Genomic DNA, 22,202 nt, shown 5'->3' on the forward strand with positions numbered 1-22,202 from the left:
GGTGAGGCGTCAGGTCATGATCGGTACCTCTGCCGTATCGCGGTGGAGGAGGGAGAACAGGCGTTCCCACCGGTCGAGCACCGCGTCCGGGTGGAAGCGCAGCACCGAGTCGCGGGCGCGGGCCCCCATCGCGCGGCGCAGCGCGGCGTCCTCCATCAGCGCGCCGAGCGCCGCGGCGAAGGCCCCGGTGTCCCCCGGGGCGACCAGCGTGCCGTCCACGCCGTCGGTGATCAGCTCGCGGACGCCGGGCGCGCAGTCGAAGGCGACCGTGGGCAGGCCGTACGCCATGGACTCCAGCACCGACATGGGGAAACCCTCGTCCCGGGACGGCAGCGCGAAGATCGACGCCTGCGTGAGCGCCGTCTCGATGTCGCCGGTGACGCCGCGGAACTCGACCGAACCGGTGTTCCCTGCCCGTTCCCGCAGCTCGGCCTCCTGCGGGCCGGCGCCGTACAGCCGCAGCCGCCACCCGGGATGCCGCGGCGCCATCTCCTCCCACGCCTCCAGCATCATGTCCAGGCCCTTCTCGTACGAGAGCCGCCCGGCACAGGCGACGACCGGCTCGTCCAGCGTGGGGAACCGGCCCGGCGACGCGTGGAGGGGATTGGGCATGTGGTCGGCGTTGGTCATGCCGTCCCTGGCCCACGCGTCGGCGTCCTCGGGCGTGAGCGCGAGCATCCTGTCGACGCCGGCGAAGTGCTCCTTGACCCGCGCGTACCGGGACGAGCGCCGGGTCGCCGCGAACGACTCGTGGCTCATCCCGATGACCTTCAGGCCGCGGGTGTCGGCGCGCGCGACCCACTCCATCGCCCAGATCTGCGCGGCGATCACCACGGCTCCCGGACGGGCCTCGGCGAACAACTCCGACAGCCGGTCGGCGCCTCTTTGCAGTTCGGTGTTTCGCCGGCGTTCTCGTCTGTGCGCGGCGACGTTGAGGCGCTGGGGCAACGTCCGCGGGCGCCATTTCAGCGTGGGCGGCCGCCATTCGTCGTGCAGGAGGTCCACGCGGTACGAGCCGTCCAGGCCGTAGTCGTGGGGCTCCGGCGCGCGGGTGATGCCGACGAGGGTGACGAGATGCCCCCGTGCCGTCAGCAGGTGCGCCATATGATGCGCCCACTGCTGGAGACCGCCCATGGCGTCGGTGTTGTTGCAGACGATGAACACGTCACGCGGCTCGGCCACGCGGGCTCCCTTCCCTGAAGAAACGGTCTACTACGGCTCGGGCGGCGGTGCCTTGGTCGTGCTCGCCGAACCGTTGGGCGAAGGCCCTGCGACGGGTGGCGCCCGGGTCGCCGCCTGCGGCGAGCGTGCTCAGCTCGGCGACCAGTTCTCGCTCGGTGCGCGTGATGGGGCCCGGCGCGTGTTTCGTCAGGTCGACGTAGCCGCGCCCGAACTCCACGTCCTCGGGGAGGTGGACGATCATCGGCCGGTCGAGCAGGGCGTAGTCGAACATGATCGAGGACTGGTCGGTGACGAGGGCGTCCGCGAGCAGCAACAGCAGCGTCACGTCGGGGACGTTGCCCACGTTCCGCATCGAGCCCTGAACCGCCGGCGGCAGGTGCACGGTGCTGAGGTAGTGGGGGCGGACGAGCAGCAGGAGGTCTTCGCCCAGCTCCTGGACGAACCGGTCGGGGGCGATGGGCGGGTCGAGGTCGCGGACGGCGCGGCCGTCCGGATTCGAGCGGAACGTCGGCGCGTACAGCACGACCTTGCGCCCGTCGTCGTCCAGGCCGAGCCGGTCGCGCAGCTTGGCGAGCTCGGTGGCGAGTTCGGGGTCGTCCTGCGCCTTGGTGACGAGCGGGTCGTTGCGCGGGTACCCGACGGGCAGGAGCTCTGAGGACACGCCCAGTCCTCTGACGAGGGTGTCGACGTCGTGCTGCGAACGCACCAGAAAGCAGTCGTAGCGCTTCACCATGCGCTGGAGTCGTTCCCGTTGGGCGAGCGTGCCGCTCTTGATGCTGGGCTGGTCGAAGCCCATGGTTTTCAGGGCCGACCCGTGCCAGGTCTGGATGTAGGTGGTCTGCGGGCGTTTCCGGATGCCGTCCGGGAAGCCCTGGTTGTCGACCCAGTACTCGGCCCTGGCGAGTGCAAGGAAATAGCTCCACGAGCCACGCTTGACGAGCGTCGCGTCAGAGGGAAAGCCGCACGTGGACGACTCGTACGACCACACGGCGCGGACGGGGATGCCGGACCGGCGCAGCTCGCGGTAGATGTACTTGGGGTTGTCGGAGTACTGCTTGCCCAGGTGGCTCTCGAAGACCACGGTCCCGGTCCGCACCGGCAGCTTGCTGAGCACGCGGTTGAAGACGGCGATCTTGGACTTGCGGGCGGTGAGCGTACGCAGAACGGATCGTTCGATCCTGCGCACGTGCGCCCAGGCGCCGCGTCCGGCGGAGGTGGCCGCGGCCCGGTGGACCACCGCCATGGTCGCCCGCGTCAGCCTGCCGGAACCTTCCAGCTTGAACGCCAGATGGCCAGAATCCGTGACGTACGAGCGCATTCCGTCGGCGGCGAGCCGGGTCAGGCGCGGCCGTACGGGCAGGACGACCCCGTCGAACGTCTCGCCGTCGCCTTCGCCCTCGTTTCTTCCCTGGTTGATCCCTTCGCCGGGCCGGGTCATGATCTCCTCGCCGTCGACGTCGAGACGGAACCGCACGTCCCAGACGGGATCGGCGAACCCGAACGGGCGCAGCGTCCGCGCCGGATCGAAGTCGGCCTGCCAGCGGAGGCGGGCGCCGTCGTGGACCACGGCGGCGGGGACGCGGCGCACGCGGGTCGGGCGGCGGCGGTCGTTGAGTTCGAGGGTGCCGGTGAGTTCGGCCCTGGCGGAGATGCGGTCCAGCACGTTCAGGACGTGGCCTTCGAGGTGCGCGTGGTCGCCTCGCATGGCCAGGCTCGTGACGGTGTTGGCGGGCGACAGCTCGCGGAGCGGGCGCTGATGGAGGCCGAGCCCGGTGACGTCGAGAACGCTGCGGGCCAGGGCACTGTCGGCGCGCCGCGTCCCCCAGAAGACGCGGCCGTCCTGCTCCCGCAGCTCGTTGCGCAGCTCCGGCCGCCTGCGCCGCCCGTACTCCGCCGCGGCGAGCGCGCCGGGCAGGTCACGTTCGCGGAGCAGGAACGCGGCGATCGCGGGGACCGGATTGGCCTCGGTGAAGACCCGGGGGTCCAGCTCCGCGAGGTAGGCGGCCGCCAGCTCCAGGAAGCCCGCGCGGTAGACGGGGTCGCGGTCGCGCAGCTCGCGCAGGTAGAGGAGCAGGTCGTGGTTGACGAACTTGGCGTCCTTGACGCGCTTCAGGTCGTACGCCCCGCGCAGCCGGAACGTCGCGTCGATCCGGCGGTGGATCTCCAGGCGGTCGGAGAAATTGGCCAGCTCGGCGCGCCGGTTGGAGATCGACGGTGCTGTGGTGGCTGTCGCTGTGGTGGCTGTCGCTGTGGTGGTCGTCGTTGTTGTCGTGGTCGTCGCCGTTTTCGGCTCGACGAACCAGTTGTAGACGCGGTGCGGGATGAGGGCGGTCCTGCCGGCGGCGAGGTACGCCTCGGCGGAGAACAGCAGGTCCTCGTAGTGGAGGCGCTCGACGAAGCGCAGGCCGTGCTCTTCGAGGAAGTCGCGGCGGTAGGCCTTGTTGGTGGCCAGGGTGTCGTAGAGGAGATCGGGCTTGTCACTGAGAGATCCGAAGACCGCTCGGCGGGTGTAGAGCCACGGATACCAACTGCGCTCCTTGAAGGAGTTGGCACCGAGGAGGACGCGCATGCAGAGGCCGGACACCAGGTCGGCCCCCGTCTCCTCCGCCGTGGCGATGAGATTGAGGCAGGCGTGCCGGTCGAGGAGATCGTCGCTGTCCAGGTACATCACGTACCGGCCGCGTGCCTGCTCCGTCCCGGCGTTGCGCGGACGACCGCAGCCACCCGAGTTCTCGGGGAGGCGGACGGACCGGACCCGGTCCGGGTGCTCGGCCGCCAGCCGGTCGGCCACCTCTCCGGTCCCGTCCGTGCTGGCGTCGTCGACCACCACCGCCTCGACCCCGCCGAGCGACTGGCCCAGCACGGAGCCGACGGCGCGCGGCAGCCGCGCGGCGTCGTTGTATCCGATCACGACGACACTGACATCCGGCCGTCCCGGCATGGATGCTCCCCCGTTCCGTCCCATGTGCCGTGTTCCTTTCCAGAAACCTCGGACATGGAGCTAAGTGGGGGCAAAGCGTCTGAATGATTCGCATTACCCCGAGGTCGCGTGAAATGCCGGAAGGCGCCCGGCCGGAGCCGGACGCCTTCAGGGCAGGGAGTTGGGGGCCGTAGGGGGCGGGGGCCCGCGTCAGAGGTGGGGGTGCGTCAGCCGTTCTTTCCGGCTTCCCTCTTGTAGTCGGCGTAGTCGGGGTAGCCGTAGCCGACGACGGACGACTTCGGCCGGACCTTCGCGACCACGGAGCTGCTGATGTTGCCCTCGACCGTGGAGATGGTGCCGTCGCCGTTGTCCTTGACGACCATGCCGACGTGGTCGATGCCCTGGATGCCGCCGGCCGAGCCGTTCTGCCAGTCGAAGAAGACGAGGGCTCCCGGCTTGGCCACCTGGCCCCACCGCTTGCTCTTCTGGAGCCACGCGGCGTGCCGGACGGTGTAGGCGTCCCAGCCCATGCCCTTGACGCCGGTCTGCGCGCCGACCCAGGACACGAACATGTTGCACCAGGCAGCGCCGTTGTACTCGGCGATGTCGCCCCCGTCACGCCTGGCGGTGAGCTTGGCCTCGTTGGTCTTGACGTACCAGTCGTGGAACTTGGTCTGGCCCTTCGGGCCTTCCGTGATGCCGACCTGCTTCATGGCCACCTGGATCGCCTGGGCCGAGCTGACGGCGTGGGCGGCGGTGACCTTCTCGGCCCGCTCGCCCCTGCCGGTGTTCTCGGCCTTCTTGGCGGCCGTGGCCTTCCTGGCCGCCTTGAGGGCCTGAGCGGAGCCGGCCGCGTGGGCGTCGGCGCGGGTCTCGGCGGTGGCGTCATTGCCGAAGGGGTTGATGACGGCGAGCCCGAGGGCGCCGATCATGACGGCGCTGAGGGCGACGCCGACGGCGGTGGCCGGGTCGTCGGACGCCGGCTTCACGATGGTGCGAACGTTGCGAACGAGCATGAAAGAGAACTCCCTGACTCCCATGTCGCCTACCGGGTTAGCTGACGGATTCGGGCATGGAAGAGCCCTACGGCGCCCGCGGTGGAACGCCGATTCACCCCTGGAGAGTGGGTCCCCGGCTCCGCATCCGATGGAGGGGGATGCGGACTCGGCCTGGGGCACCGCCGATGCGGCACCCGGCTATTCGGATGGATCTCGCGATCTCGGAACGAGGGGGCGGAACACACGGCCCGCGAGATTGGACAGAAGGTATCAAACCCTCACGAAATGGCAAATCCCTACCAAGGATTCCCCTACGAAGGTACAGAGAAGCCCAACAGGCGGAGCCTTCCGGACATTCCCGAACGCCCATCTCGTGGTCAAGTCGGCTGTCAGGAACGTCCCACCGTGATGCTCCTCACACGGGCCGCGGCGCCGGCGCCGTTCGATCCGGGCCGACCGCACCGCTGATGCCCCAGGTCATGGGAGGCTTGACCCATGATCGAAGGATGCGGACGGTGAAGCGCACCGTCACCCGGCTGGCCGACGGCCGCGAACTGATCTACTTCGACCGGCGGGACGACGCCGACCGGAGCGCCGTCGACCAGCGGCCGCTGCCCGGCCGCGCCGCGGCGTCGGAGCTCCGGCACGACCCGCTGCTCGACGAATGGGTGGCCGTCGCCGCGCACCGCCAGACCCGGACGTTCCTGCCCTCGGCGGACGACTGCCCCCTCTGTCCCTCCGCGCCGGGGCGGCCGACCGAGATCCCGGCGCCGGACTACGAGGTCGCGGTCTTCGAGAACCGCTTCCCCTCGTACGGCGACGGCACGTCCGGCGGGCGCTGCGAAGTGGTGTGCTTCACGTCCGAGCACGGCAGATCGTTCGCCGAGCTGCCGCCCGAGCAGGTGCAGACCGTGATCGAGGCGTGGGCCGACCGCACCGCCGAGTTGTCGACGTTCCCCGGCGTCGAGCAGGTCTTCTGCTTCGAGAACCGCGGCGAGGCGATCGGCGTCACCCTGCACCACCCGCACGGGCAGATCTACGGCTACCCGTTCGTGCCCCCGCGCACCCGGCGCATGCTGGACGTCGCGCGCCGCCACCCCGGCGATCTCTTCGCGGAGGTGCTGGCGGCCGAACGCGAGGAGGGCGTGCGCGTCGTCACGGCCAACGACCTCTGGACGGCGTTCGTGCCCAAGGCGGCGCGGTACCCGTACGAGGTGCACGTCTATCCGCACCGCCGCGTGCCCGACCTGCCCGCCCTCGACAGCGCCGAGCGCGAGGCCCTCGGCGCGCTCTACCTCGACGTGCTGGGACGGCTCGACCGGCTCTTCGGCTTCCCGCTGCCCTACGTCTCGGCGTGGCACCAGGCCCCCGTCCGTGCGGACCGCGACCTGGCGTGGCTGCACCTGGAGCTCTTCTCGATCCAGCGCGCACCCGGCAAGCTCAAATTTCTGGCGGGTTCTGAGTCGGCCATGGGCGCATTCGTGAACGACGTATCCCCGGAAGACGCGGCCCGCAGCCTTCGCGAAGCCTGAACCCATAGCCTCCGCGAAGCCTGAATCCAGACCACTTCCCAATATTGGACCGCGACACGGTACAAGCACGTTCTCTAGCGTTCATAAGGCGCCCCTCCCGACCCTTAGGAGACCGTCATGGACGCCCGCCTGGCCGAAGACATGGCCCGGATGCCCGAACTGCTAGAGAACGTGCGGGCCCGTGCCGCCGCCCTCCTTTCCGGGCTGAACGACCGTCCCGCCGCGGTTCCCCCTGCCCCGGCCAAGCCGCTTCCCCTCCCACCCGCCGGAATCGGCCTGGACGATGCCCTGGCCGACTTCGCCGAACGCTGGGAACCCGGCTTCTCAGGCAGCGCAGGCCCCCGATACCTCGGCTTCGTCACCGGAGGCGCGACCCCGGCATCCGTAGCCGGAGACTGGCTGACCAGCGTTCTCGACCAGAACGCAGCCCCCGGCCTGGACTCATCCGCACCCGACCTGGAACGGGAGACGATCGCTTGGCTTCGCGAGCTTTTCGGCATCGGCGATGAGCACACCGGCTCGTTCGTCTCAGGCGCGACGATGTCGAACACCGTGGGTCTGGCCTTGGCACGCGAATGGCTAGGCGAACAACAAGGCATCTCAATCGCTGACGCAGGCGTCGGTGCCCTAGCAAACGTGACGGTGCTCTCCGGAACACCGCACTCAAGCATCTACAAGGCCCTTTCCATCCTTGGCATGGGCCGCGACCGCCTCCGCACCATCCCGACCCTCCCTGGCCGCGAAGCCGTAGACGTGGACGCCCTAGCCTCCGCCCTGGCCGACCTACCTGGCCCCGCCATAGTCGTCGCGAACGCAGGCACGGTGAACACGGTCGACTTCGACGATCTGGAAGCCATCGCCGCCCTCCGCGAGCGCCACCCGTTCTGGCTCCACGTCGACGCCGCGTTCGGCGCGTTCGCCGCCCTCTCCCCCGGCCACGCGCATCTCGTCGCCGGCCTCACCCTCGCCGACTCGATCTGCGTGGACCTGCACAAGTGGCTGAACGTCCCGTACGACTCGGCGATCCAGCTCACCCGGCGCCAGGACCTCCAGGTGCGTGTCTTCCAGAACGCGGCCGCCTACCTGGGCCTCCCCACGTCCACCCCGGACTTCGTGCACCTGACCCCGGAGAACTCCAGGCGCCTGCGCGCCCTCCCGGCCTGGTTCACGCTCCGCGCATACGGCCGCGAGGGCCACCGTTCGATCGTCGAACGCAACATCGCCCAGGCCGAGCTCCTGGGCGAGGCGATATCCGCATCATCCTCCTGGCGCCTGCTCGCCCCCGTCCACCTGAACGTGGCGTGCTTCACCCTCGCGGACGACCCCACCCCCGCGGCCATCAACAAGATCACCCAGGACCTGGCCGCCGCCGGCACGACGTTCCTGACCCCCACCGTCTACGCAGGAACCCCGGCCCTCCGCGCCGCGTTCAGCAACTGGCGCACCACCGACGCCGACGTGGAACGGATCGCGAAGGAGCTCGATGCGGGAAACCGTCACCTACCTGGAAATGACCAGCCCTGACGACCTCGACCCGGCCAACGAAATCCCCACCGTCACCCTGGCGCCCGCCACTCCCGAGATTCACCGAGCCCTCAACATCAGGATCGGCGAAAAGTACCTCTGGGAAAGCGTCACCTTCACAGAAGCCCAATGGGCGGAATATCTGACCGACCCCAACACACAAACATGGGTCATCAGGTTCGACCAGCAGAACGCAGGCCTAGCCCGCTACGCCATCACCCCACCCGAAGTGGAGATAACCACATTCGGCCTGGCCCCAGAGTTCGTAGGCCGAGGCATAGGCGCCTACGCCCTCACCCTGACTCTCCAGAAAGCCTGGGAACTCTCCACCACCCGCGTGTGGCTGCACACGTCCACACTCGACCACCCGAACGCGTTGCCGAACTACCAGAAGCGAGGCCTGCGCCCCTTCCGCGTCAGCGCGAAGCCCGATAAAGATCCCGGGTCAGCCGAGTAACCCGCTCACTCGCGGCCTTGAAAGAACTCCCCGCCGGCTGCAGCGTCAGGACCACGAAGATCTTCTGACCGACGATCCCCGTGGTATGCAACACGGGCCGCCCAAGCCCGAGATCAGGCCCGACCACCGGCCGGAACGTCCCTTCCCGGCACCGCACGGCGGGCACGTCCCCGAACCCGGACCACCCCTGCTTGATCGCCCAGGGCTTGGGCACCGCCCGGGGAATCCCGAAGAACTGGTCGAACCCATCGCTTCCACACTGAGTAGCGCGCCCCAACTGCCCGAGAACAAACTCCCGATGCCCCTGAGGAGCCCTCTCCAACAGATACCGATAGGTCTTGAGCACGTCCCCAGCGCTCAGGGCCGTATACCCCCAGAACCCAGGCTTGTCTCCCGGCGGCCCCACCGTCTCCGTCAACCCGGCCTTCCGCGCCATCCGCTGGATGATCTTCCCCTGGCCACCCCGCCGCCAGAAGTACGTGGCCGCCTTGTCGTCGCTGGACCGGAGCATCTTCCCCATCAGCGCCCGGTCCCCACCCCGCTCCAGCTGGTCGAGCGCGATAAGGACCTTCACCACCGAGGCCGACCGCACCGTCTGCCGCACCCGATGCTGCAGCAAGACCTTCCCGCTCCGCCGATCAAAAACGACATAACCAGCGCGAACCCCCGCCGGCACCTTCACAACAGAAGGAGCCTTCGTAGCCCGCCCAGAAGCCCGAACCGGCGCACCACCACTGTCAACGGCCTTCGGGGGCTCCTCACCCGCACACCCACAGACCCCGGCCGCGACCGCCAGCCCCCCGCACACCATCAACGACTTCACCCGGCATGCCTACCAGACATCCGTCCCGCCCTAACTCGGTACGCAGGAGTGCGCAGACTGCGCTAGAGTAATCACGCCCGCTCAGCCGGGCACCGGGACGTAGCGCAGTTTGGCAGCGCACTTGACTGGGGGTCAAGGGGTCGTGGGTTCAAATCCCGCCGTCCCGACACAGAAGTAGCAGGTCACAGGCCGGTTCTCCATCACGGAGCACCGGCCTTTTGATCGTTTGTTAGCCATTCGTTAGTGGACCAGACCCCCTCGCACGACCCTCAGATGGTTCACACGGCACCACGACGGACTCCAGCACGACACTGTGAACCCGAAGCTGTTCACTCAAGCCGATCCGCGTTCGACTTCATTTAGCATTGGCCTGACTTCATGGCCGCGATGTCGGCATCCGACAGTCCTCTGCGACCGAGACTCGCAGCCGGCAGGAAGTTGGGCACGCCACCAGAACTTCCAAACTGGCTACGCGGGTTCGATTCCCGTCGCCCGCTCCACAACCCTCCAGCTCAGAGCCATGATCACCCGTAGATGATCAGGACTCATGATCATTTGCCAGTCATTTGCCATCGGGATCCGACGTGATCAGGTGGACATCCCTGTGACTCGGTCACCCCTCACGGCATCCTCCGGCACCCCGGGATTGGACACTCTTCCAGTCCGCGCGGCGCATCTTCCGATCAGCTTGAAGGTCGAACGGGCGCTATCTTGCTCGCTGCCGTTGATGACCTCGCTCGTCGTCCGTGGCGCGGAAGGAGACGGGACGGCCGCGCCACACCAGTTCGCACTACCTGTCCACGACGGCTGGAACCTGTCCGGCTCGCAGGCCAGCGTCGCCGTTCGTGGTAGTACTGACGCCCGTTGTCCTCGTCCGGCCCCAAAGCACAGGTTGCTCCCCGCACACGGTGGGGCGCTACTGGTCAGGCGACTTCATTCGTGTCCGTATCGCGCGGTCGTAGTCAGCATGCGGGCCGAGGCCGACTTGTGCTCGGCGTGCGTCGAGCCGGTCGGGGTCCTTGATCGGTTCTGGCCCGTCCGAGCTGTCTTGCGTTCCGCACAGTTAGGATCGTCCATCGGGCGACCCGGCACCGGTCGGTGAGGTAGGCCAGTTGCGTGGCGTCGGCTTGGCCGGCGTCGACCGCCGCTTCCACCAGATTGAGGCAGCACCGTTGGAACGCGAGGTCGTGGTCGGCCTGCTGGGCGAGTAGCCAAGCGACGTAGGCGCCGTCGGCGCCGACCAGGTCCCGTCCAGGCGAGCCGTGGGTCTCGATCACCTGTTTAAGAACACCAGGTTGTCGGCATCGACGTGCCGGCACTGCCACACCAGTTCATTGGATCACGGTTGGCTCGATGCTGCTGCTGATCATAAGCCCTGGTCGAGTCCATGCGGCGCAGCAACTCGCCGCGGAGTGCGCTGTCGATCAGTTTTTCCCTTTGCAGGTCGGTATCGGACACCGATATCGCACGGCTCGAGCACGAAGCCAGCCGCGGGTCAGGGTGAGTCCTTGACGACGATGAGGTACACACCGTGCTTGTTGGGGAGTGGGGGGCGCCCCTGAGCCTCGATCATCTTCTAGTCCACACGGCACGAGTCCGGCAGTGAAGACGCGGTGACGTGGCTTTGATCTGCACTGTCATACCGGGTGGGGTGTCGGGGACAGGAGTGCGGGGCCCCAAACGCATAGAAGGGCGTCGCCAGAGAGGCCTTGCCGGGTCAGGTACCGGCCCTGCCAGTGGATCTTCCCGGTGTTATGGATCTCCCAGATTTTTCGAATCTCTGCTGGACGGTCACCGGCCTGCCGTCTGAGAGGGGCACGTCTCGGATGAAGTTACTCTGGGAATTCCCGCAACGGCACCATCGGGAAAACGGTGCAGACCGGGTCGGGTCGTTCGAGCCGGGTGCTGGTGCCCAATCGGGCCGGGCGGGTGTCGGGCGGCTTGGACGACATGGTCATCATTCTGTATGCGCACGGTATGAGCGTCCAGGAGATCGTCCATCACCTCGAGCAGGCGTACGGGACCAGCTGTCGGCGGAGACCGTCTCGCGGATCACCGAGCAGGTGATGGAGGAGGTCCAGGCCTGGCAGCGCCGCCCGCTCGACCCGATCTATGCGGTGGTGTTCCTGGACGCACTGGTGGTGAAGGTCCACGACAACCACCTCGTGCACAACAAGCCCGCCTATCTGACGGTCGGGATCGGCACCGACGGCGGCAAGCACGTGCTGGGCATCTGGGTGCCCAAGGCCGCCGACGGCCCGGTCGGCGAAGGCGCCGGGTTCTGGCACGACGTGGTCACCGACCTGCGCAACCGGGGTGTCACCGACATCCTGATCGCCTGCACCGACGGGCTGGCCGGCTTCGAGGACGCCATTCACCAGGCGTTTCCAGCGACCACGGTTCAGGCCCGCGTGGTGCATCGGACTTGTAAGGAAACAACACAGTGCTTCTTGGTTTCCGGTTCGATGAGCCGGTATGGCCATCCCGGGAGAGATCCGCGATCAGCTGGCGTCGCGGTTCGCGGTGTTGTTGCCGCATCTGAACGAGCGTCAACGGCGTCTGGCGTTGGCGACCGAGGCCCGGCTGCTGGGTCATGGGGGTGTTCGGCTGGTCGCGCGGGTGGCCGGGGTCAGCGAGACCACCGTCCGCAAGGGCGTGTTCGAACTCGAAGCTGGGGCTGATCCGCTGCCCGATGGGCGAGTCCGGCGAACGGGCGGGGGCCAGTTGCGGGCCGAGCGCTTCTGCTGCCAGCGTTGATGGCGCTGGTCGAGCCGGACGAACGCGGAGATCCTGAATCGCCGCTGCGGTGGACGACGAAGTCGCTGCGGCATCTGGCCGCCGAACTCACGCGCCAGGGGCATCGGGTGGCCGCGCAGACGGTGGGCTGGCTCCTGAAAGACAGCGGGTTCAGCTTGCAGGGCACCGCCAAGGTTCTGGAAGGCGATCAGCATCCTGATCGAGACGCGCAGTTCCGCTATATCAACGCGCAGGTCACCTAGCATCAAGCGGCGGGCGAGCCGGTGATCAGCGTGGACGCCAAGAAGAAGGAGCAGCTCGGGCTGCTGCCCATGAACGGGTGAGAATGGCAACCACGCGGCCAGCCGGTGCAGGTCGAGGACCACAGCTTCTCGCCCGGCCAGACGAGACCGTGGTCCCCTACGGGATCTACGACATGGCCTCCAACACCGGCTGGGTGAACGTCGGGTCGACCACGACACCGCGGCGTTCGCCGCCGCCTCGATCCGCCACTGGTGGCAGACACGCGGTCGCCTGGACTACCCGAACACGTACCGCCTACTGATCACCGCGGACGCGGGCGGGTCCAACAGCTACCGCTACCGGCTCTGGAAGGCCGAACTGGCCGCGTTCGCTGCCGAGACCGGATTGACGGTCACGGTCTGCCATTTCCCACCGGGCACCTCGAAATGGAACAAGATCGAGCACCGGCTGTTCTCCCACCACCATGAACTGGCGCGGCCGGCCGTTGACCAGCCGTCAGGTCGTCCTCAACTCGATCGCGGCGACCACAACTGAAGGTCCAAGCCGTCCTGGACCCGGGCTCCTACCCGACTGGGATCGCAGTCAGCCGCGACCAGCTCCAGGCGCTGCCGATCACTGCGCATACCCAGCACCGAGCCTGGAACTACAGCATCGCCCCGATCGGTGGCATCGCTGCCCCACCGCGCGCCGACCAGCGAGCCGCGGCCCGCGCCCAAACCCTGGTGATGCTCGCTGACCCCCGCCTGACCGGCATCAGCGGCGACGAGCTCGACGTGCTGCTCTCACGGTTCGCCCCGGCCCAGCAGGCGCGGGGCGAGCAACACCGCTACGTACTGCGCGGCGGCCGACGCGTCGCCACCACCGGCCGCAGCCGAGCCCTGCCCTTCAACTCCGACGAGGCCCTGATCACCGTCATCCACCGGTGATCCGCCGAGTAGATCGCGGTGTATGAGCCGGATCTGTTTCGTGCCGATGGTGACGAATAGTGCTGTGGCCCGTATGACTGAGCTGCTTGGACGGCATCTGTTCAAGCAGAACGCCGCCAGTACACCGATTCAGGATCAATGCGAACAATAGTGTCCTCGATACTATTTCGCTTGCGGAAGTCAGTGACGGCTTTCCGACACGAACCGATGGAATAGTCATCGATGATGACGTAGCCGCCGACTGACAATTTGTGGTAAAGATGGTTCAGCGCGTCCATCGTGGAGTCATATAGGTCTCCGTCCAGCCGCATGATCGCAAGCTTCTCGATCGGCGCGTCGGGCAGCGAGTCGCGGAACCAGCCGGGCAGGAAGGCCACTTGCTCATCGAGTAGTTCGTAGCGGGCAAAGTTGGCACGGACCGTCTCCTCCGCTACACCCAGCACGTCGTTGAAGGAGTCGAGCCCCATCCAGCGGTCAAGAGAGTTACTAACTTCGGCCGTCGGTGGAATGCCCTGGAACGAGTCCGCGACCCAGACTCGGCGGTCGTGAGCCTGGTGGGCAGCGAGCACACCGCGCATAAAGATACACGCGCCGCCACGCCACACCCCCGTCTCGATGAAGTCGCCAGGCACTTCATCGAGGAGCACACTTTCGACGCAGTGTTGAAGGTTTTCCAGTCGCGTCATACCGATCATCGTGTGCGCCCGGGTAGGCCAGTCGGTGCCGCTGAGGCGTTTGGTCATGTCAAATTGCGACATTTCAGCCAAGGGGAACCTGAGATCCTGATCGTCCTCGTAGATTAGATTGATGAGGACCCTTTTCAGGAGATCGATGTATAGGTCGCGCGGGTGCTTGCTCACGGATTCCTCTCATGGGTTAAGAGCGTCGCCGCATAGTGGGACACGCTTTATTCATTCCAACCCGCGGTCACGCGGGGTCCGCCTCGCGGAAAGCCCCTTCAAACCAGGCGATGGTGCGTTTCAGGCCATGGGTCACATCGACGATCGGCTCCCAGCCGAGCAACGAGCGGGCGAGGCCGATGTCCGGCCGCCGCACCGCAGGATCGTCGGTCGGGCGGGGAACGAACTCGACCACCGACTCCGAACCAGTCAGCTCGATGACGAGGTAGGCGAGGTCCCGGATAGACGTCTCTCGGGGACCGCCGATGTTCACCGGTCCCGGCGCGTCGTGCTCGGCGAGCCGGATGATTCCCTCGACGGTGTCGTCCACATAGCAGAGCGAGCGGGTCTGCAAGCCGTCCCCGGTGACCGGCAGCGGGGCTCCGGCCAGGGCCTTTCTGACGAACGTCGGGATGGCTCGCCCGTCGTCCAAGCGCATACGTGGGCCGAAAGTATTGAAGACACGGGCGACTGCGGTACTCATTCCGTGGCTATTGCGATAGGCGAACGTGAGGGCTTCGGCGAACCGTTTCGCCTCATCGTAGACGCTGCGCGGGCCAACCGGATTGACATGGCCCCAATAGTCCTCCCGTTGGGGGTGAACCTGCGGGTCCCCGTACACCTCCGATGTCGAGGTGAGGACGTAGCGGGCGTTCCGTTCGCGGGCGAGGTCGAGCGTCCGCAGGGTGCCGAGCGAGCCGGCCTTGAGGGTCTCAACGGGGAATCTCAGGTAGTCGGCCGGTGAGGCTGGCGAAGCCAGGTGCAGGACAAGGTCCACACGCCCGTTCACTTGCATGTATTCGGTAACATCGCACCGTACGAAATGGAACGGACCGATCTCGGCGAGGCCTGACATGTTAGACCGCCTTCCGGTGAGGAAGTTATCCAGGCACAGCACTTCGTACCCGCGGATCAGTAGCTGCTCACAAAGGTGCGAGCCGAGAAATCCAGCACCACCCGCCACGACAGCACGCCCTACTGTCATACTGTGTCCACCTCGAGCCCTCGGCATATATCAGGTCCGCCACCCTAAGCGAATTTCGCAGCAAGCCAGGGCGGCCATATACTTACGCCACGAAAGGTTCTCACCTATAGCGACCACAGGTGGTGAAAGTGATCGAGTCTTTTAGACAAAAGCCATGATATGTGTCACGTTGACTGCTAACATCTACTATCGATCTCACATCCTTCCCAGGACCTGCACCACCAACCGGCTCGCAGCCGCCCTGCGACGCGGCGGGGATTTCTCCCGAAGTACTGCTGGTATCGCGGACGGCCTTATCTCGTTATCTCGTTCATGGCGCGACTACTGGACGGCTTTGCCTGGAGTTTGAGGGCTGCTGGTGCCCCGGGTTTCCAGGCGGCCGCCTATTTGTAGTTCTACGTTTATGTCGAGACTCCGCCGGGCCGGGGCTGCCTTCAGGACCGGCACGACGGGCACCTGCTGACCGTGATCCATACGACTGGTCCGAGACTGGAGGTCTTCCCGGGCCAGAACTTTCCAGTGCCAGCGCGGGCTCCTACCGACCGGGTGCTGGGCATGCCGACGTCCGTGTTCAGCGATCTCACCAACGGGGCGGCTAGGGCTTCGGATCACTAGGTCCGCAATCTCGCGGTGCCCGAGCGCATAGCGCTGATCAACTTCGTCGATCCGGAAATATCCGAGCCGCTGCATCCCTGGACAGGCGACCAGTCCGTCGATCTGCGCGACAAGCCCGAGACCGATCCGGCCGCTTTCGGGCTTCCCGAGATGCCGCTGCTCTGAGCCCCAGTTCATGCGGGCCCAACAGCATCGGCGTTGGAGTAGCCCCCCATGAAGTAGTTGAGGGTTGCGCGCCGGGACGGTACAACGTCAATCCCACAGCGGTACAGCGCCTGCGCGTACGCTACGTCCTCGGTGATCTCCAGCCGCCGCTTGGCAGCGGAGAAGTGCTCCGGGAACGGCACGTCCTCGAACACGATCCGCCGTACCAGGAACTCGCTGGTGTCGACCCGGGCGACGAGCCTGCCCGTCGCTACGAACGCGTCACGGACGACATTCGAGCCCGATTTGAAGACACCATGTGCGCGGAGCTGGGAGAACGAGAGAGCTCTGCGGTCTGGATCTGGATGCCATGGGTCCTCGTCAGTGAGGAGGTAGGGCGTCCCGTCAGCGTTCCAGAGGCGCCGCCAGCTAAAGGCCGCACCCGCATCAGGGTTGTCCCTCAAGACGGCGACCAGGCTCGCGAGATGGTCGGGCTCGTAGGTGTTGTCATCGTCGAGCTGTGCGATGAACTCGCCACTCCCGAGCCGAGCGCCCTTGTTACGCAGGTAGGCGAGCCGAGCGGGCCGGTAGTCCATCGGCAGGCCCGGATCACTCTCCAGTGTGACGTTTTTGGTCAGCGCATTGGGAAATCGCTTCGCCAGATCGACCCTCAGCGCGTCCAACTCCGGGCAGCGGTCTCCGAGCACGACGTGCTCGACGTGCACGTGCCGTTGCGTCGCTACGGATTCCATGGCTCGCACAAGGAGGTCCACCCTGTCTCGGGTGGGCGTCACCACAGTCACGGTCGGCAGGGGCTCGGGCTCTCGGGACTCGCTCATCCGTGCTCTCTTTCCTATCGGCGGGTACGCACCAGAGCAGCGCTGTTGCCCGTGAATTCGAAGCTGCCAATCAGTACAGAACTCACCTCGCACACGGCGGCCGGCTCAGCAAGCGCAGTCGCGTCGGTTCGGGATCGCCGCGCTGCAGTCGCATGTCCTCGGCCCGGCGCGCGATGACCGAACGTCGCCGTCAAGATGATCAGGAGCACCGGCAGAACAGCTCAGGTGGATGGAGTTCAGCTTCCTTTTCGGGCGCCAGGACTGTCGGCCCACCCTCGGCTTCGGCGTCAACCACGCCGTCACGGCTAATGCCACCGCAACTCTCGCGCACAAAGTCGGCGGCCGCCTCCATGGCATCGGGGTGAATCAGCGGCGCTGAACGTGGTTCGCGGAGCGGCGCTCACCCACGCGCTTCCTGTCCAGAACGGTGGCGATCTCGTCTGCCAATCGTCGGCAACGTTCGTATGGGCGAAATTCAGGTACGGGCCACAGGCAGACCTGGCCGGTGAAGGTGACGATATCTGGGTCCCGAGTCGGCTCAACCAAGCGCTGCTGTGTGCCTGGAAGCAAGGCGAGCCGCCAGGGAGCAGTTCGGACATCTCCTGGTGGACCACTTCGGCAGCCGCCCGCGATTCCAAGCGCGCTCCCGCGAGAGCGGCGATGCACCTTGTCGATCGCCGCCTAGCCGTCACCGTCCTGGTCAGCGAGTTCACCAAGTGATTGCGGTGTACGGCCAAAGGATGCGCATTGTCAAGTGATATTACTGTTACCTCGTCCGAGGACATCATTGCTTTCACGTCCACTCCTGTCGACGACGCTATTAGGCTGCTGCTCAGGAAGCTGCCCCTCTGCCATCGCACACGCAGCGCTTTCAATCTGTGCCTGGCACGCACGTAAGATAAAATATGAATACCCTTGCAAAATATCGCAACGTGACATACATCACATGATCGACTCCGGTTCGGGTTGCTACTGTACTGAGACGTGGCCAGTGATTCCGATAAGGCTTCAACCTCCTCCTACAGCGGCCCTGTCTCACCCCGGCTTAGCACCCACACGGGGATCATTGGAGGCACCAGCTGTGCGCTTTTGACAAATGTGGTCACTGGGCAACGCATTGTGGCGCCAGACCAGGTCGCTCAGGCGCTGAAGGCGTTCGCCGACGACGTGGCACCCCGACGCGGCAAGCGGGTACACCAGCCGGGGCCGTGTCGACATCTCCGGTGTGCTGAGGACTCTCGGCCACATCGATGCGCTCGCGGCCGGTGGGGCAACAGACCGTATAATCCTCGTACGAGGAACCCCGCCATCCGTGCTAGTGCGGCGCATCTGCTCAACCGCACGACGCTCCCTGTTGCGCACCATGGCAGAATGGTGGAGCCGGAGATCGGCAAGGTACTTCAATTGCCAGGGATTGGGTCGCCTGCAGGCAGCGGGCCGTCTCGGCTACTGACAAATCGACTGGCATCGGCCGTATCAAAAGCGTCGCCGTGAACCTAAACGACAGGCTGTGGCCTGGAGTTCTTGCCGACGAGGAGCGAGGGTGACCTATTTCCGACGGAACGGACCGCTATATGCGTCCCGGTCCGCATCTGGCTCCAAGCCTGGTGGAGGTTGTTGCCAACCGCACCGGGTTCTCGAAGCCATCCAGGCCATCAGGAAAGTAGCCGTCGGTGCGTAAGCGTGAGCCGTTTGTGCTGGCCATCGATGCGGCGCGGATGGCCTTCACCGACCGCTACGCCGGGATCAGCCTCACCCCAGAGGAGGTTGAACGGTTCGGTCCGCGGACAGCCGCTCTGATCCGCAAGGACGCACGAGCCAGGACAGCCGCCGCATTCGGGCTGGAGAGCGGCAAAGTGGTCTACATGCGCCAGACACACGGAACGGACGTGCAGCACGTCACCGGGCCGTTGAGTGCCGAGGCATTGCCCTTGGACGGCGTGTGCACCACCGACACCTCGCTGGCGCTGGCCGTCCTGGTGGCCGACTGCGCGCCCGTCCTGCTGGCCGATCCGGCAGGCGGCGTCGTCGGCGCCGCGCACGCAGGACGGGTCGGGTTGGCAGGGGGGATCGTTCTGCGGCTCCTGGAGTTGATGATCGCACACGGGGCCCAACCATCGCGCATGACCACGCTCGTCGGTCCCACAGTATGCGAGCTGTGCTACGAGGTGTCACCGCGCCTGCGTGAGGAGACCGCCGCGGTCGCGCCGGGCGCATGGGCCACGACCATGCAGGGAGCTCCGTCCGTCAATCTGCGCTTCGCGATCGAGACTCAGCTGCGCTCAGCGGGTGTATCCGACGTCCGCCACGACCGGCGCTGCACGTTCGAATCACCGGAATTGTTCTCCTTCCGGCGCGAAGGGCCAACTGGTGACTTCGCCGGCTACGTATGGCTCGAACCCTGAGCGTTGCGTTTTCAACGCGCCGTGTTCGGCGCTGGCATCACCCATGGCGCGTTGGTGCGCGATGATTGGCGTGCGGTAATCCGGCCGGGTGCTTCAGTGTCTGGGGACCGAGCTGTGAGTGTCGTCGGGTTCAGGTGCACAGCCGGAATCGGCAGTGCCTGGCCGGCTCTGCGGTGAGCTGGCAACGCGCGGCCGGTGTGCTGCAGGTTCGGTGGGCTGTTCCGCGACAAATCAGGTTTGAATAACGACGGCTGTTGTTTCGTGCCTTCGGCGAGATGCGCACCAACTGCCAAGGCCACAAACAACCCAGCTGGATCACCGCAGCCCAGGGCCCGAATTCCCGGGGTTGAGTCATCCGAGCGGCGCCTACCGCCAGTGCTTACTGATCAGGTCTGGACGGCTTCCAGCCGCAAGTGTTTGATGAGTTCAAGGAAGCCCGTGTAGTTGGCGACCACATCCAGGATTCCCGGCGAGGCCAGCTCACAAGCCTCGCGCAGCGACGAGACGAGCCTGAAACTCACTCCATTCATCTCCAACCTCGCCGCCATATCGAGGTGACGTTCGCCTGCGAGGAACAACTCTGCCCGGTTGAGCGCGCCGAAATCCACGTCCCAGATCCAAGAGGTGTCCCGGCCATCAAGCTCCCGCGCATTCAATACGAGCAGCACCGCGCTGGTGCCATCGAGCACTGAGAACGTCTCCGCCCAACTGGCGGGGTTCTTGGCCAACAGCAACCGTACCCGTCGCCCCCAGACCTCGAAGATCTCGTATCGCCCTGCGACGGATGCAACGTCTCGCAACCGGCTGGAGCCCACGGATGGCAACACCCCTAGGGATGCCCCTGTGACCAGGGCCATGGCCGCATTGGACATGTTGATCCTACCAGGTAGGGCAAGACTGATCTTGGTGGCTTCCATCGTCCGGGCGCATATCAGCTGATCTCCACACAAGACCCAATCGGGTACCGGCCGCTTCAGTTCGCAGTAGGCGCAGTTCCAGACGCCGCCCTGTGCCTGAGTCAGCAGCCCGCGACACGAAGGGCACCACCTCGAATCTCCCTTCCACTCACCCTCAACAGCAACCCACACCACCCGCCGCGCCGCTGAGGCGGCCCAGCAAACCTGGGGGTCATTGCAGTTGGCCACCACCGTCGTTCGAGAGGCGCGTTCCAGGGCGTCCCGCCACTGTCTGGCGAGGAGAAAAGTCTCCGGGTTGCGATCCAGTTGGTCCCTGCTCAGATTGAGCAGCACAACGGTTTCTGCGCTGATTCCGTCGTTCAGGCTCGGCAGATATCGTTCGTCGACCTCGAGCACGCTGTAGCGAGCCCTGCCACGCTCCGCTAGGGCATTCACGATGCCAGCGGGCATGTTGGCCCCTGTCCCGTTGCTGACCGCACCGCCTTCGCCTGAGAGAATCGCAGCGATGAACCGGGTCGTGGTGGTCTTTCCGTTTGTGCCGCTGACAAGCACTACCCTTAGCGATTCGCTCAGCTTCCGAAGCACATCGGGCGCCAGTGCCAGAGCCACCCTACCCCTGACGGTCCCACTTCCCTGGCGGGACGTCCTGCGGTAGACGTGACTCACCAAGTTCCCGATGAGCAAAACCAGATTCGTCCGTACACCGAATCGAGGCATCGCCGTTTTCTCCATTGGAAACCGGCGACCGGACGTCGGCGGAGTCGCGTCGATGTCAGTTCGCCTGTTCCTGTGGTGTGTGGGCGATCGGCAGCGTGGTGGGATTCAGGAAGAGCCTGCCCAGCATAATGATCGGAGCGGCCATGGCGACGCAGATCACGAGCGCCGCCCAGGGCAGCCCTGCCAGCACAACCGCTCCTCCTACCACCGATCCCAAGAGCATGCACGCGTCGGTCAAAGGCAGCAGCATTGCGTAGTAGCGGCCGCCGAAGGAGGCCGGCAGGCGGATCTGGACCTCTGCGAAGAACACCACTGTGGCGGCAGATTCCAGCACTCCCGCCAGCACCATGAGCGCGCTCGCAACGGCGAAACTCGGAACGAACGGGAGCATCAGCCAGCACACGCCCTCAAGAATGTTTCCCGCAAAGTAGAGCCAGCAGGGGTGGACCCGTTTGAGCCGGGGTGCGGCAATGCCGCCGATTACCCCACCAAAGGCCATGGCAGCCATCAGATACCCGAGCGCCCCGTCAATAGAGGGGAAGTGTTTGATCGAGTATTCAGAGAGAAAGATCCGTCCAACCCCCAAAGCGAAGACATAAGTGAATCCGGTGATGGTGAGCGCAGTAAGCGTGCCATCCATACGGACCACTTCGGCCAGGCTTCGCGCGTTGTCGGTAAAAAGTCGTCCAATGAGACGGCGAAGTCCGCTCACCTCCGCCGCTTTGGTCGGTGACTCACGAGAAGCAGTCGGCTGCCGGGGGAAGCTTCCCAGCCCGAGCAACGGAACACAGGCCAGGACCGTGAGCAGCCCGCCCATGAAGAAAAGCCAATCCAGGCTGCCCATCAGCAGCAATGGACCGACCATAGCCGGCCCGAGTACATCGGGAACCCGCTCGGCGGTCACAATGGCGCCGTTGCCATCCATCTCCCGCCCCTCGGGGATCAGCCAGCTGCGCAGCGCCATCCTGGCAGGCCCGGTGAACATAGACGTCAGCCCAAGGGCCAGGGCGAGCAGACACAGCTGCCACAATGCCGTCGTCAGAGGCACGAGCACGGTGAAGGCGGCGCTCGCCACTGATGCGATCACCGCGACCCGCAGAGGATCACGTGAGTCGATGATGCCGCCGACGGAGGGGCCAAGGAGAAAGTTCGGCAGGATCCGCAGGGCGATCACCAAACCCAGCCCGAAGCCGGTGCTGTACTCCTTCAGGACGAGCAAAGGCAGACCAACAAGAACCAGGCCGGTGCCTATGCCGAGAATGAAGATCGATGCGGCCAGTCTCATGATGGGCGCCGCGGCCCAGGAACGGACCTTCATC

Annotated in this window: 14 protein-coding genes, 1 tRNA gene, 2 pseudogenes and 1 riboswitch; of the genes and pseudogenes, 8 read left to right on the forward strand and 9 right to left on the reverse strand. The window is 65.9% G+C overall.

The window, feature by feature from the left end; all coding sequences use genetic code 11:
- Positions 1-9: 9 nt before the first annotated feature.
- From ACGFNU_RS43920 to ACGFNU_RS43930, 3 genes are all read right to left on the reverse strand, one after another.
- Positions 10-1,182 (reverse strand): glycosyltransferase, encoded by a 1,173-nt coding sequence (locus ACGFNU_RS43920; RefSeq protein ID WP_392602605.1) that lies wholly within the window; start codon positions 1,180-1,182, stop codon positions 10-12.
- Positions 1,166-4,123 (reverse strand): CDP-glycerol glycerophosphotransferase family protein, encoded by a 2,958-nt coding sequence (locus ACGFNU_RS43925; RefSeq protein ID WP_392602606.1) that lies wholly within the window; start codon positions 4,121-4,123, stop codon positions 1,166-1,168. The genes ACGFNU_RS43920 and ACGFNU_RS43925 overlap by 17 nt, the downstream gene beginning before the upstream one ends.
- Positions 4,124-4,329: 206 nt before the next feature.
- A complete protein-coding gene (locus tag ACGFNU_RS43930; protein ID WP_392602607.1) occupies positions 4,330-5,118 on the reverse strand; it encodes a CHAP domain-containing protein in 789 nt (262 codons plus the stop codon).
- 12 nt (positions 5,119-5,130) lie between these two features.
- Positions 5,131-5,282: riboswitch (cyclic di-AMP (ydaO/yuaA leader) on the reverse strand.
- 333 nt (positions 5,283-5,615) lie between these two features.
- On the opposite strand from ACGFNU_RS43930, the gene galT reads away from it, so the two are divergent.
- The 3 genes from galT to ACGFNU_RS43945 all read left to right on the forward strand — a co-directional run bounded on the left by galT (position 5,616) and on the right by ACGFNU_RS43945 (position 8,613).
- Positions 5,616-6,632 (forward strand): galactose-1-phosphate uridylyltransferase, encoded by a 1,017-nt coding sequence (gene galT, locus ACGFNU_RS43935; protein WP_392602748.1) that lies wholly within the window; start codon positions 5,616-5,618, stop codon positions 6,630-6,632.
- Positions 6,633-6,749: 117 nt separating this feature from the next.
- A complete protein-coding gene (locus ACGFNU_RS43940; protein WP_392602608.1) occupies positions 6,750-8,156 on the forward strand; it encodes a pyridoxal phosphate-dependent decarboxylase family protein in 1,407 nt (468 codons plus the stop codon).
- Entirely contained in the window at positions 8,116-8,613 is a 498-nt protein-coding gene (locus tag ACGFNU_RS43945) for a GNAT family N-acetyltransferase (RefSeq protein ID WP_392602609.1), read from the forward strand. The genes ACGFNU_RS43940 and ACGFNU_RS43945 overlap by 41 nt, the downstream gene beginning before the upstream one ends.
- On the opposite strand, the gene ACGFNU_RS43950 is transcribed toward ACGFNU_RS43945, so the two are convergent.
- Positions 8,573-9,217 (reverse strand): hypothetical protein, encoded by a 645-nt coding sequence (locus ACGFNU_RS43950; protein ID WP_392602610.1) that lies wholly within the window; start codon positions 9,215-9,217, stop codon positions 8,573-8,575. The two genes, ACGFNU_RS43945 and ACGFNU_RS43950, sit on opposite strands and share 41 nt — an antisense overlap.
- A gap of 312 nt (positions 9,218-9,529) precedes the next feature.
- Here ACGFNU_RS43950 and ACGFNU_RS43955 point away from each other — a divergent pair.
- The 3 genes and pseudogenes from ACGFNU_RS43955 to ACGFNU_RS43965 form a co-directional block, all read left to right on the forward strand.
- Positions 9,530-9,603 (forward strand) — tRNA-Pro (locus tag ACGFNU_RS43955).
- 1,741 nt (positions 9,604-11,344) lie between these two features.
- A pseudogene (locus ACGFNU_RS43960) lies at positions 11,345-11,799 on the forward strand (transposase); the annotation flags it as partial.
- Positions 11,800-11,911: 112 nt separating this feature from the next.
- Positions 11,912-13,356, forward strand: a pseudogene (locus ACGFNU_RS43965) (ISAzo13 family transposase); the annotation flags it as partial.
- 107 nt (positions 13,357-13,463) lie between these two features.
- On the opposite strand, the gene ACGFNU_RS43970 reads toward ACGFNU_RS43965, so the two are convergent.
- Complete coding sequence (locus tag ACGFNU_RS43970) at positions 13,464-14,222, reverse strand: TylF/MycF/NovP-related O-methyltransferase (protein ID WP_392602611.1); 759 nt, start codon at positions 14,220-14,222, stop codon at positions 13,464-13,466.
- 67 nt (positions 14,223-14,289) lie between these two features.
- Positions 14,290-15,246: a UDP-glucuronic acid decarboxylase family protein gene (locus tag ACGFNU_RS43975; protein WP_392602612.1), complete on the reverse strand. Its 957-nt coding sequence runs from the start codon at positions 15,244-15,246 to the stop codon at positions 14,290-14,292.
- Positions 15,247-15,876: 630 nt separating this feature from the next.
- Between ACGFNU_RS43975 and ACGFNU_RS43980 the strand changes: the two genes are divergently transcribed.
- Positions 15,877-16,026: a hypothetical protein gene (locus ACGFNU_RS43980; protein ID WP_392602613.1), complete on the forward strand. Its 150-nt coding sequence runs from the start codon at positions 15,877-15,879 to the stop codon at positions 16,024-16,026.
- 8 nt (positions 16,027-16,034) lie between these two features.
- Here ACGFNU_RS43980 and ACGFNU_RS43985 read toward each other — a convergent pair whose 3' ends face one another.
- A complete protein-coding gene (locus ACGFNU_RS43985; RefSeq protein WP_392602614.1) occupies positions 16,035-16,844 on the reverse strand; it encodes a glycosyltransferase family 2 protein in 810 nt (269 codons plus the stop codon).
- A 1,673-nt stretch (positions 16,845-18,517) separates the two neighbouring features.
- On the opposite strand from ACGFNU_RS43985, the gene pgeF reads away from it, so the two are divergent.
- Positions 18,518-19,249 (forward strand): peptidoglycan editing factor PgeF, encoded by a 732-nt coding sequence (gene pgeF / locus ACGFNU_RS43990; protein WP_392602615.1) that lies wholly within the window; start codon positions 18,518-18,520, stop codon positions 19,247-19,249.
- Positions 19,250-19,635: 386 nt separating this feature from the next.
- Here the strand turns inward: pgeF and ACGFNU_RS43995 are convergent, their stop codons facing one another.
- Together ACGFNU_RS43995 and ACGFNU_RS44000 are read right to left on the reverse strand one after the other, a co-directional pair.
- Positions 19,636-20,775 (reverse strand): MurT ligase domain-containing protein, encoded by a 1,140-nt coding sequence (locus tag ACGFNU_RS43995; protein WP_392602616.1) that lies wholly within the window; start codon positions 20,773-20,775, stop codon positions 19,636-19,638.
- Positions 20,776-20,938: 163 nt separating this feature from the next.
- Complete coding sequence (locus ACGFNU_RS44000) at positions 20,939-22,201, reverse strand: MFS transporter (RefSeq protein WP_392602617.1); 1,263 nt, start codon at positions 22,199-22,201, stop codon at positions 20,939-20,941.
- Position 22,202: the final 1 nt, after the last annotated feature.

Origin of the sequence: Spirillospora sp. NPDC048911, from assembly GCF_043198015.1 — a bacterium.
GTDB lineage: Bacteria > Actinomycetota > Actinomycetes > Streptosporangiales > Streptosporangiaceae > Spirillospora.